7 protein-coding genes are annotated in these 12,645 nt (G+C 50.2%); 6 read left to right on the top strand and 1 reads right to left on the bottom strand.

All coding sequences use genetic code 11. The features are described from left to right. Nucleotides 1–56 precede the first annotated feature (56 nt). The 6 genes from ACJMNB_RS11360 (at nucleotide 57) to pheT (ending at nucleotide 12,131) form a co-directional block, all read left to right on the top strand. On the top strand, nucleotides 57–1,661 hold the full coding sequence (locus tag ACJMNB_RS11360) for an NAD(P)/FAD-dependent oxidoreductase (RefSeq protein WP_405342517.1): 1,605 nt from the start codon (nucleotides 57–59) through the stop codon (nucleotides 1,659–1,661). Then, nucleotides 1,658–2,722, top strand: coding sequence for a pseudouridine synthase (locus tag ACJMNB_RS11355; protein WP_405342515.1), 1,065 nt, complete (start codon nucleotides 1,658–1,660; stop codon nucleotides 2,720–2,722). Before ACJMNB_RS11360 ends, ACJMNB_RS11355 begins: the two co-directional genes overlap by 4 nt. A gap of 23 nt (nucleotides 2,723–2,745) precedes the next feature. Beyond that, nucleotides 2,746–3,573, top strand: coding sequence for a DUF975 family protein (locus tag ACJMNB_RS11350; protein WP_405342513.1), 828 nt, complete (start codon nucleotides 2,746–2,748; stop codon nucleotides 3,571–3,573). Between the two features lie 76 nt (nucleotides 3,574–3,649). Next, nucleotides 3,650–6,676: a TIGR02171 family lipoprotein gene (locus ACJMNB_RS11345; RefSeq protein ID WP_405342511.1), complete on the top strand. Its 3,027-nt coding sequence runs from the start codon at nucleotides 3,650–3,652 to the stop codon at nucleotides 6,674–6,676. Between the two features lie 45 nt (nucleotides 6,677–6,721). Then, nucleotides 6,722–9,598 carry a TIGR02171 family lipoprotein gene (locus ACJMNB_RS11340; RefSeq protein ID WP_405342509.1) on the top strand — a complete coding sequence of 959 codons (2,877 nt, stop codon included), beginning with the start codon at nucleotides 6,722–6,724 and terminating at the stop codon, nucleotides 9,596–9,598. A gap of 97 nt (nucleotides 9,599–9,695) precedes the next feature. Continuing rightward, a complete protein-coding gene (gene pheT, locus ACJMNB_RS11335; RefSeq protein ID WP_405342507.1) occupies nucleotides 9,696–12,131 on the top strand; it encodes a phenylalanine--tRNA ligase subunit beta in 2,436 nt (811 codons plus the stop codon). 105 nt (nucleotides 12,132–12,236) lie between these two features. On the opposite strand, the gene ACJMNB_RS11330 is transcribed toward pheT, so the two are convergent. Continuing rightward, on the bottom strand, nucleotides 12,237–12,614 hold the full coding sequence (locus ACJMNB_RS11330) for a hypothetical protein (protein WP_405342505.1): 378 nt from the start codon (nucleotides 12,612–12,614) through the stop codon (nucleotides 12,237–12,239). Nucleotides 12,615–12,645: the final 31 nt, after the last annotated feature.

Genomic DNA, 12,645 nt, shown 5'->3' with positions numbered 1-12,645 from the left:
ATAAACTGAACGATAAAGGCAAATAACTTTGCCTTTATTTTTTTATTTTTGAAACAATGTTCACCTACCGCTACAGAGAACTCCCCGTCGCTCTTGTCAAGAAAGGCAAGTATCGCGAGGCTTTGGCCAAAGAACTTCGCCTGCACCCCGAAGAAATCTTCAATTTGCAGGTGGAACGTTTTTCGTTGGATAGTCGTCGCAAGGGAGACCCCAAGTGGTCTTACAATGTGATTTTTGACCTGAAGCGCGAAGTCCGCGCTACGGGAAATCACGCCAAGGGGCTTGTAGCGGCCACTCGTGACAAAGAAAGCCTGGACACCGATCCGCAGCGCAATTCCGTGGCCATGCCCGGTCATGTGGATGTGATTGGTGCCGGCCCCAGCGGACTCTGGGCGGCACTGCATTTGCTGCGCAAGGGTTTTGCCGTTGACTTATACGAGCAGGGCAAATGCGTGGAAGAGCGATTCCGCGATATCAGGCGGTTCTTTGTCGACAGGAACTTTAACGCCTACAGCAACGTGCTTTTTGGCGAAGGAGGTGCGGGAGCATTCAGTGACGGAAAGCTCAACACCCGCACCCGGAACCTGTTCGTGGAACAGGTTCTACACGACATGGTGGATTTTGGTGTAGACGAATCGGTCGTGACCTTCGCCAAGCCCCACATCGGCACTGACCGACTGGTGCTCTTGTTGCGTGAACTGCGTGCCGAAATTGCACGCCTCGGCGGCAAGATTCATTTTAGCACCGCCCTCGAAGATATTGAAATTAAGGACGGCAGGATTGCCGCAATTCAGCTGCGGGACGTTTCTACGCCGCATACGCAAGCGAACTGGCAGCCCTGCGAAGCTTTGGTGCTCGCCGTCGGGCATTCCGCCCGCCACATCTACGAGATGTTGCATGCCCGTGGCGTCGCTCTCGAAAGTAAGGCTTTTGCCATGGGCGTGCGCGTCGAGCACCCGCAGGCCCTCATCAACATGCGCCAGCTGGGCCTGAACGTAGACACAAAGCTCACGGGTTCCGCCGAATATTTTCTCGCCACCCCGACACTGAACAAGACGAGCAGCGCCTACAGTTTCTGCATGTGCCCGGGTGGCGTTCTTGTGCCCTGCGCCTCGGAACCCGGGACCCTTGCCACCAACGGCATGAGTTACAGCCGCCGCAACGGTCCCTTCGCCAACGGAGCCATCGCCGTGCCCGTTGCCGCCAGCGACAAGCTCTTTGGGTGCCTTGAATTCCAGCGCAAAATTGAAAGCGACGCGTTCGCGGTCGGAGGCAAATCCTACGCCGCCCCCGCCCAAAGCATCAAGGCGTTCCTCGCCCACAAAGAAGATAAATCGCTCCCGAAAACCACCTATCCCTGCGGGCTCGTGCAGAGCAATCTCTGGGATTGGCTAGACAAGACCATTTGCAAAAGCCTCGCCGAAGGTTTCCAGAACTTTGACAAGAAAATCCCTGGATTCATCGAAGAAGGCCTGATTGTCGCTCCCGAAACACGCACCAGCAGCCCCCTGCGCATGAGCCGCAATAACGAAACGCTTGAAAGCGTGAATACCCGCGGCCTGTTTGTCTTGGGCGAAGGCGCCGGATACTCCGGCGGAATCGTCACCAGCGCCGCCGACGGCGTGCGACTCGCCCACTACGCGAAAAAGGAAACTTTATGATTACTCGAGTCATTGACCGCAACTTTGCCAACATGCGCCTCGACCGATTCCTCCGCAAGGCGTTCCCCGACGAATCGCTGTCGGTATTTTTCGCCGTCATTCGCAAAAAGAAAGTCCGCGTCAATGGCGTGGTGGGTAAGGCAAACCAGATGCTCGTCGAAGGCGACACCGTCTGCATCTACGAAAACTTCAAGTCCGTCAGCGAAGAAGAAAAAGCCGGCACACCCGCTGCAAGCAACATCATCGCATTGGATAGCGCTCCAGAAAACTCCGGATTCGCAAAGAAAAAGAGCACCTGGGGCAAGGCAACCTCTCCCACCGAAAAGCAGCGCGGCTGGGGCGCCAACGAACTCGACATTGTCATTCAGACCGAAGACTACGTGGTCATCAACAAGCCCTCGGGCCTTGCTAGCCAGCCGGGCTCCGGCACTCGCCCCGGCGAGAGCCTCGTAGAATATCTTTGGGAATGGGGCCGCCGCGAAGGGCTCGACTTCAAGCCGACTATCGCCCACCGCCTCGACCAAGAAACCTCGGGCATGATCATTGCCGCCCTCCACGGCGACACGCTCCGTGAACTCACGCGCATGATCCGCGAACACGAAGTCGACAAGTTCTACTTCGCCCTCGTCAAGGGGAACCTCAAGAAAGACAAGGGCAACATCAACGAGACGCTCACCCGTACCGACGCCGCCAAGGGTTCCAAGATGAAAGTCGGCGAAACCGGCAAGGACGCCCAGAAGGCCGTCACCCACTACCGCGTCAAGCAGCATTACGAAGGTTACGACCTGGTAAAAATCAAGCTCGAAACGGGCCGCATGCACCAGATTCGCGCCCACTTCGCAAGCATCGGTCACCCGCTCCTGGGCGACACCCGCTACGGCGATTTCGCCCTCAACCGCGACGTCAAAAAGCAACTCGGGCTGCACCGACTCTTCTTGCACAGCTGCCGACTGGAATTCACCTGGCACGGAGACAAAATCGTTCTTGACTGCCCGCTGCCCAAGGAACTGCAATCGGTAATCAACCAGCTAAAGCCTTTGCGCTTCGAGCGAAACCATTAAGCATAACAAAAGAAGGAGAACATATGATTAACAGTGCACAAGCATTCGATTTAGCAAACAAAGCACTTAAAGGGAATCGCCTTAAAACTACGGGTTTCACCCTGCTTAGTGGTTTCTTTATGCTCGTCATTTTCTTTACCGTCAACTTCGTAAGTCTTCTTTTTTTAGACTCGGGCGAAGAATCCCCACGGAACTACCCCATCAGTTTTACTTTTTCGCTGATTCAATCTATTTTACAAGATCTTCTAGCCATCGGTTTTTACGCCTATTTTTTCAGAATCTTCAAGAACAAACAATCCGAATTCCGCGATTTATTTGCAGGTTTCAAGAGTTTTTCTAGAAACATCGTCGTTATAATTATCGGCACCCTTGTAGCAGGCCTTTTCTCGTCAATCGTTGAAGCCATTGTTGAGTATTTCCCCAAAATCAAACCGATTGAAGACAACGTTCTCTTTTACGTCATCCTATTCTTGATCATTGCCACCATTTTCTGTTTCGCCATCTACAAACTTTATCCCACATGGATCGCCCTTTTGATGAAGATGTCAAAAGACGACTCCACACCAGCTATTGACTTGATCAAGCAAACCTACAGCCAGGTTTCCGTTTACAACTACAACTTTCTTTGTCTTTCCTTCCGCGTAATGCTTTGGTGTTTCCTCGGTGTATTCACTTTGGGAATCGGATTCCTGTGGATTGTACCTCTTATCAGCATGAGCTACGTCGTTTTCTTTGACGCCATCTTCAACCCCGAAGATTATGCCGCACCTGAATTCCCCGATGCCCCCGCTCAGAACACTCCCCCGGCAGACCCCGAAGAAAATACAACCCCCGAACTGCCCGAAGAATAATCGGACATTATCTACAATATCAAAGACTTCACTGCCAATAAATATTTTATATTACCTTTCAAGAAGAAGGGAAAATATGAAGTACTTACTGGCAGTTTTTTTGTCGCTATTTGTTATTGCCTGCAACAACGACGAATCAGCCCATTTTATAGAACAATCCTCTAACGAAGAACCAGACACTCCCATCGAAAAGGATTCTGTTCCTACAAGTATCGAAATAGAGGGCATGATTCGCCTCGAAAACGGAAGCACCACCATCGGTTCCAACGACGAGGATTACAAGGCCAACGAAAGGCCGGCCATGAAGATTCTGTTGGACTATGATTTTTACATGGGCGTCCATGAAGTGACCTGCGCCGAATACGCAGGCATCGCAAAAAAAGCCAAACTCAAGGCCTTCGGCAAATGCGAGAACGACAGTCTTCCTATTGTAGACATCACCTACTACGATGCGGTCCTGTATGCCAACGCCAAAAGCAAACAGGATGGCTTTGATACGGCATACTCCTATAGCAAGGCCATCTATGACAATGACGGTCATTGCACGGAACTGGAGGGGTTCGCATTCCATCCTGACGCAAAAGCATTCAGACTTCCCACCGAGGCGGAATGGGTATATGCCGCAACAATGGCTTGGAATACAAAGAAAAGCTGGAACAGTAAAAATTCCAATCTCAAGCTACAGCCCGTTTGTGGAATGGGAAAAGATTCCACCGGTTTCTGCGACATGGCCGGTAACGCCATGGAATGGGTAAACGACTGGATGGGAACATTCAAGGACACCTCCGTTACCAACTATGTTGGTGCGCCCTATGGGGGCGAGAGGGGCGAACGCATTGTAAAAGGCGGAAGTTACAATTTTTCTACAAAGGACTTTTCCCCTTATAGCCGCGGAGATGTCTACGCCGTAACCTCCGCAACTAGAGCCGAATATGTAGGATTCAGGCTAGCCTTTGGAAACATTCCCAATGCGCTTTGGATGAACGACAACGGGAAAGCCTCTGAAAGTATCATTACGCCTCTCGTCAATGCAGAAACCATAAAAAAGCTACTGGGAACATACAATGTGATGCTTGCGTTCCGTAACGACATCAACGGCAATATCGCCTACCTGAACTACCAAATCGACCCACCCTCAATCAACGAAATTACGGAAGGAATCGATGCCTACCACCCCGACATTTCTCCGAACGGCAAATGGATTGCCTACTGCACGGGCCTAGAAGGAGTCAGCGGGAAATCTACGCTGTACGTACAAAGCATCGATAGAGATTCCACTCTCCGGGTAAAGCTTAAAGTAGAAAGTGCCGCCATTCCCCGTTGGCGAATTCTTGAAAACGGCGACACAGTAATAGTCTACGTAACCGATGCCGGAAACAACAAAGAGCAAGCCGCGTTTAAATCGGCTTCTACATGGCAGGTTTCTTTCTCCAACGGAAAATTCGGAACACCCCAAAAGCTCTTTGACGGAGCGTTCCACGGAGGCATTTCTGAGGACAATACCCTCACCGTGACAGGAGCAAGGCTTTTGCGAGCCCGTATTGCTAAAAAAGGCTCAACGGCAACGGACAAAGCCAATGATGTCGTCTGGTATGACTCTGCTCAAGCCTGCAACGCATCCCTTTCCCAAGACGGAACCAAGCGCACCGTCTTCCTCGACTTCGCCGGAAAACCGGGCAAAAAATTTGCAGGAGAAAACTACGCCACCCACGAACGTGTCTTTATCGCCGACAGCAACGGAAAGCTGATTCAGTCTATCAAGGCTCCTACAGGCTATACCTTCGACCATACCGAATGGGCTACAAATGGCGAGAATTCCACCATCATCGCAACACTTACCAATTCCAACGGAGCCCATACCAAAATAGCCCTTATCAATCCAACCGACAGTTCAAGCACCGAAATTGCCGAAGGTGACGAGCTTTGGCATCCAAACCTTTGGATAAAGAAAAAAGTCAAAAAAATCCGTCCAAGTAGTTCCGCAACCAGCAGCAATTCCTCATCCAGCGAAACCAACGTCAGCACTTCATCAAGTAGCTTAGACATTTCTAGTAGCAGCTCTTCATTGAGCGACCCAGACATTTCTAGCAGTAGTTCTTCATTGGACAACCTAGACATTTCTAGCAGCAGTTCTTCGTCGAATGACCAAGACGTTTCTAGCAGCAGTAACGAAGAAGAATCCTCAAGTTCCTCTGATGAATTTGACCCCTACACCTTTGAACTTGATCCAGACAGTGCCGGCATCTATTACACAGCGTCGGGTCCAAACAGAGATGCAGACCAATGGCGTTATAAGATGGAATTCCTGTGGCAATATAAAGATACAGCCAATTTAGTCGTTCTAGGTTCATCCCGCGGATATAACGATGTAAACCCACTATTATTCAACGAGTCTATTTTCGCAATCAATCTTGCAGTATCAAAAAACGTTATCTCTGGAACAGACTACTTCTTTAACAATTACGTTTTACCGCACATGAAGAAACTCAAATACGTTGTATTGACCGTAGACAATGATTTATGGCATACCACAGAATCATTCTTTACATCAGATTACAAAGCCTATCCCGGCTATGTTTATGACGCCAATCACAATTTCTGGAAGGACGGAGTTCCCGAAGAATTAGCCGAACTCACCTATGAATCACTCGGAAATTTCAAAGGGCAAACTCTTAGGAATACTCGAGGATTTTATGGAGTAACATCAAGCTCTTGGGGAAATACAGTTATTGAAACAGACAGCAACTGGTTAGCGACAAAACGAGATATCTACTACAAAAATTTCGAATCCCTTAAGGACATGGTCAAAAAATGCTATGAACGGAATATAATCCTTATCGGAGTGATTACTCCACGAAACCCAAAATTCAAAGAAACTGGTTCATTTGGCTCACATGGATTACTGCGTAGCGAAGCCCCCGCCCTCATCCAAGAAATTGCTGACATAAGCAACACATACCCCAATTTCATATTGATGGACGAAAATAAAATGGGCGACCATGACTACACAAGCAAAATGGCGTTTGACTCCGATCATCTTAATGAACTCGGAGCAAAACAGCTTACGACACGTATAGACTCGGTTTTACAAGCTTTAGAATAAAACTTTGTATATTATTTTACGGGGAACGGATGGAAAGGAGAAAATATGAATTATTGGAGAATCCTTTTTTTGTCGCTATTTGTTGTTGCCTGTAGCAACAGCGAATCGAATCGTTCCAGCGAAGAGCCACCCAGCGATGGGGGCGAGGACGTCGTAGGCACCAATACGGAACCGGAAATCGTCGAAATGGAAGGGATGATCCATATAGAGAATGGGTCTGTCACCATCGGATCTGACGACAAGATTTTCAAGGCCAACGAACGCCCCGCCATGAAAGTCAAGCTAGACTACGACTTTTTCATGGACATTCACGAAGTAACCTGCGGTGAATACGCTAGCATCGCCAAAAAAGCAAAGCTCAAGACCTTCGGCAAATGCGAAAACGACAGTCTTCCTGTCGCTGACGTGACCTATTACGATGCGGTCCTTTTCGCCAACGCCAAAAGCAAACTGAATGACAACGATACCGCCTACTCTTACAGCAAAGCCGTATTTGACAACGATGGCCATTGTACCAATCTAGAAGGTTTCGCATTCCATGCCGAGGCAAACGCCTTTAGGCTCCCTACCGAAGCGGAATGGGTCTACGCGGCAACAAAAGCGTGGAATACCAAGAACAGCAGGAACAACGGCAATTCCGAATATAAACTTCACCCAGTCTGCAGCAAGGGAACAGACTCCACCGGATTCTGCGACATGGCAGGGAACGCGATGGAATGGGTAAACGACTGGCTCGGACAATTCCACGACACGACTGTTACCAACTATGTGGGGGCACCCGATGGTGGCGATACGGGTGAACGAATCGTCAAAGGCGGAAGCTATTCCTCTTCAGAAAAGGAACTGAACCCATACAGCCGCGGGGATGTCTATACGGTCACTTCATCGACCAGGGCGGAATACGTTGGATTCAGACTCGCCTTCGGGAGCATTCCCGATGCACTTTGGATGAATGATGACGGGACTTCTGCCACCAGTATCGTGACTCCCCTCGTCGGGCCAGAAAACATCAAGAATCTCACCGGGACATATAATGCAAAGCTTGCCTTTCGTAACGACGTCAGCGGAAACATTTCCTACCTGAACTACAGAAACGGCACACTTTCCATTAAAGAAATCACTAAGGGAATCAACGCATTTCATCCCGAAATTTCTCCAGACGGAAACTGGATTGCCTACAGCACCGGATTTGAAGGCATTTCAGGAAAATCAACGATTTACGTTCAAAGCCTCGAAAGCGACACAACCATCAGCATCAAGCTTAAAACAGAAAGTGCCGCAATTCCCCGTTGGCAAGTCCTTGAAAACGGCGATACAGTCATCGTCTACGTAAACGATGCAGGAAACAACAAGGACGAAGCTACATTCAAGGGCTATTCAACATGGCAGGTAAAATTTGCAAACGGTAAATTCGGAACCCCGCAGAAGCTATTCGATGGAGCATACCATGGTGGTTTCAGTGAAGATCGCACCCTGGCCGTATCAGGAGCAAGAATTCTGCGAGCCCGTGTTGCAAAAAAAGGCTCCACGGTAACAGATAAAGCCAATGATGTCGTCTGGTACGACTCTGCCCAAGCCTGCAACGTATCCCTTTCCCAAGATGGAACCAAGCGCACCGCCTTCCTCGACTTCGCCGGGAAACCAGGCAAAAAATTTGCGGGAGAAGACTACTCCACCCACGAACGGATCTTTATCGCTGACAGCAACGGAAAGCTAATCCAGTCTATCAAGGCTCCTTCAGGATATACCTTCGACCATACCGAATGGGCTACCGATGGTGAAAGATCCATTATCGTAGCAACTCTCACAAATGTAAACGGAGCTCACACAAAAATCGCCATCATCGACCCTGCAGACAGTTCTATCACAGAAATTGCCGAAGGCGACGAACTTTGGCATCCGAACCTGTGGATAAAGAAAAAAGTTAAACCTAGTTCAATCAATAGTAGTTCCTGCATGTCACCAGATATAACAGAAATGAATTCCTGTAGTTCCGTTACACCGCCGGAACTAGAACTTGAGTTAGATCTGGACAGTGCGGGCATTTATTATAAATCAGGCGTGACATTCAAAGCCGTCAATATGCGCATAAAAATGGAACTTCTCTGGAAATACAAGGATACATCGAACACAGTCATGCTCGGATCATCACGTGTTAAAAACAGTCTCATTCCTAATCAACTAAGCAAACCGTTCCACGCTATCAATTTGGGCAATTCAGGCTTTTCTATAAATGAGATTCACTACTTGTATTTCAACTATGTGCAAAACCATGTTAAGAACCTGAAATTTTTGGTAATCGCACTGGATATTGATTTATGGTGGATAAAATACGAAAGCAGCAACAATTTTTTCTATTCAGAAGCTAAAAATATTCCCGGATACATTTACGATCAAAACCACCAATTCTGGAAAGACGGTGTTCCTAGAAATTTATACCAGCTCACCTTTGAATCCATTGGAGGAAACACCTACGCAAAGAAATTTAGGGACACAAGAGGGTACGAAGAATACGAAACAGCCTCTGGATGGAATGAAAATCCTGCAATTAGCCGCGATACAACATGGATGCAAAAAGACCCCTCTCTTTATGAAAATTCGTTCAAATTATTTAAAGACATCGTTGAAAGCTGTAACCAAAATAATGTTTATGTCATCGGCATTATCTTTCCACAAAGTCCAGCATACAAAAATACAGGTTCTTTCGGCTTCAATGGTCCCCAACGCAGCTCAGCAATGGCCGCTATCGAAGATTTCAAAAACTTGAGCAAGGAATACCCCTATTTCATCCTTATGGACGAAAATAAAATGGGCGAACACGACTATTCCGACGATATGGCTAGAGATGAAGAGCACTTAGCCACTCTCGGAGCAATCAAAATCACAAGCCGCCTAGACACCCTTTTAAATACATTGAAATAAAAATTTCTAAATTTACCACCGAAATTTAGCAGGCACGTGTTTTGCACGCGGGTCGTTTTGTGGCACCTGGGCAAAATTCGTGCTAAAGAGGAAAAAGATGAAAGTTTCTTTGAATTGGCTCAGACGTCATGTTGATCTTCCGGAATCTGCGGAAGAAGTTGCAAAGGCCCTCACCGCCGTCGGCTTGGAAGTCGAAGGCATGGAAGAACCGGGCAAGGTTTATGAAAAGCTGGTGGTAGCAAAGGTTCTTACCTGCGAAGCCCACCCGGACAGCGACCACTTGCACATCACGACGGTGAACGACGGCAAGGAAGTCATCCAGGTCGTTTGCGGCGCCCCGAACGTGGCTGCCGGCCAAACCGTTGTGCTCGCTCCGATTGGCGCGGAACTCCCGCTCCCCGATGGCGGTACCCTCAAGATGAAGAAGTCCAAGATCCGCGGCGTCGAAAGCTTCGGCATGATTTGCGCCGAAGACGAAATCGGCCTTTCCGATGACCACGCCGGCATCATGGTTCTCGACGATTCTATCGCCGCAGGCACCCCGTTTGTTAGCCTCGGTCTCTACGACGTATGCTTTGAACTGAACGTGACCCCGAACCGCCCGGACGCTCTCAGCCACCGCGGTGTCGCTCGCGAACTCGCCGCCAAGTTCAACCGTCCGCTCAAGCCCCTCACCTATGAACTCAAGGAAGACTCCGAAGCCGCCAGCTCCGCCGTCAGCCTCGAAGTGGTTCCGGGTTGCGGCTGCTCCCGCTATGTGGGCCGCGTCATCAAGGACGTGAAGGTCGAAAAGTCCCCCGCTTGGCTCGCCAAGTTGCTCCACGCCGTGGGCATGAACAGCATCAACAACGTGGTCGACATCACGAACTTCATTCTGATGGACGTGGGCCAGCCGCTCCACAGCTTCGACATGGACCAGCTCCACGGCAACAAGATCAAGGTTCGCCGCGCCGCCAAGGGTGAAAAGATCGAAACCATCGACCATACCGCCCACGAGCTTCTGGAAAGCGACCTCGTGATTTGCGACGGCGACCGTCCCGCCTGCGTTGCCGGTGTGATGGGTGGCGTCGAATCCGAAATTGTGGATGCAACCAAGAACGTGTTCCTCGAAAGCGCCTGGTTCAACCCGACGATTGTCCGTAAGCAGGCCAAGCGCCTCTGCATTTCCACCGATTCCAGCTACCGCTTTGAACGCGAAATCGACTTCACCACGCAGGACGAATACAGCAAGTACGCCTGCGCCATGATCCAGGAAGTCGCCGGTGGCCGCATTCTCAAAGGCGCCGTCGAATACACGGGCGACGACCACAAGAAGGAACTCAACCAGGTCACGCTCCGCACCGCCCGCGCCGAAAAGATTATCGGCATGAAGATCGAAGCCGCCGACATTGAAAAGTATCTCACGGGCATCGCCCTCGAAGTCGTGAAGAAGGACGCCGAGTCTATCACCTTCAAGATTCCGGGCTTCCGCCCCGACCTCGAACGCGAAGTGGACCTCATCGAAGAAGTGGCCCGCCTCATCGGCTTCGACAACATCCCGTACAGTCTGCCGAAGTTCACCATGCAGCCGAACGAACTTCCGCCGATTGAAGTTTTGAACAGGAAGATCCGCAAGACGCTCTCTGCCATGGGTCTCCACGAATGCCTCTCCCTCCGCTTTACGAGCAAGGCCCGCACCGAAGCTCTGTTCGGTGCCGAAAACGATGACCGTCGCAGCAAGCCCGCCGCTCTCCTGAACCCGCTTTCCGAAGAACTCGGCGTGGTTCCGACGAGCCTGCTCCCGAACTTGCTCAAGTCCGTTGCCGAAAACGAAAAGAACCGTCCCGGTTCCGTTCGCTTGTTCGAAGTGGCCAAGGGCCAGTTCAAGCGCGACCGCAAGGACGTTCGCGATCCGGGCTTCGACGAATCGAACCTCGTTGCCCTCACGATTGCAGGCAACTTCGATACGAACCCGCTCAACGACAAGCCCGCCCAGATTGACTTTGCCGCCTTCAAGGGCTTTGTGCAGAGTTTCCTCAAGCGCGTTGGCCTCGTTGTGGAATTCCGCGTTCCCGCCAAGGCAGAACTCTTCCTCCATCCGGGTAAGCAGACCGAAGTCGTCGCCGACGGCGTGGTGCTCGGCACCATGGGCGCCCTCCACCCCTCCGTGATGGCCGCCCTCGACATCAGCTACGATACCTACGTGATGGAACTCGACATGGACAAGATGGAACACGCTACCCACAAGAAGATCGTGTTCGAACCGTTCAGCCGTCAGGTGCCTTCTAGCCGCGACATCTCCATCGAAGTCGAAAAGACCATGACTCACGAACAGATTCTCGCCCGCATCAAGGGTCTCAACCCGAAGAACCTCGCGAAGATTACGCTCAAGAGCATCTACGAAGGCGACAAGATCGAAGCCGGCAAGAAGAACCTGGTCTACAGCCTCACCTACCAGGCCATGGACCGCACGCTTACCGACGACGAAGTCAACAAGGCTCACAACAAGCTCCGCGACAAGCTCGTCGCAAACGGCGACATCGTGCTCCGCTAATCGCACTTCCTATCAAAAAATTAAACCGCTGAGGCAATCCTCGGCGGTTTCTTTTTCCAAAATTTGCGGCGTATTTGCGCCGCAGGCGGTCTATTTTCAGTCTATTTACTCCAGCGCTTCGCGGATCTGCTGGATGAAGTCCATTTCTTCGGGAGAGACGTTACTTTCGTTGTCGTCTTCGCGAGAAGCATTTGCCACACGGAGCATGGATTCGAGCACCTTGCTCTTGAATTCAGGTGATTCATCCTTCAACGCTTCGATGCAAGCTTGGGCACGGTCTTTGGCCGACTTAAACTTGGCGTAGGTATCGTTGAAATCATCCCAAGAGACTTCCGGGGTAAGTTCGTCATGAATCGCATCCAGCGTATCGCTTTCGGCTTCAGTAGCCGAAGTGGAACCCTCAAGGAGTTTTTCGGTCTCGTTTTCATGGAAAAGACAAGCCACCTGCCAAGAAAGAATCAAAAGAGCCAAATTCGGATTCATAGATTACCTCATCGTTATGGAACAAATTTAC

The organism is Fibrobacter sp., assembly GCF_045131395.1.
In the GTDB taxonomy this organism is placed as follows: Bacteria; Fibrobacterota; Fibrobacteria; order Fibrobacterales; family Fibrobacteraceae; genus Fibrobacter.
The sequence above is the reverse complement of the archived record's forward strand: the minus strand, read 5'-3'. Positions and strand labels throughout refer to the sequence as shown.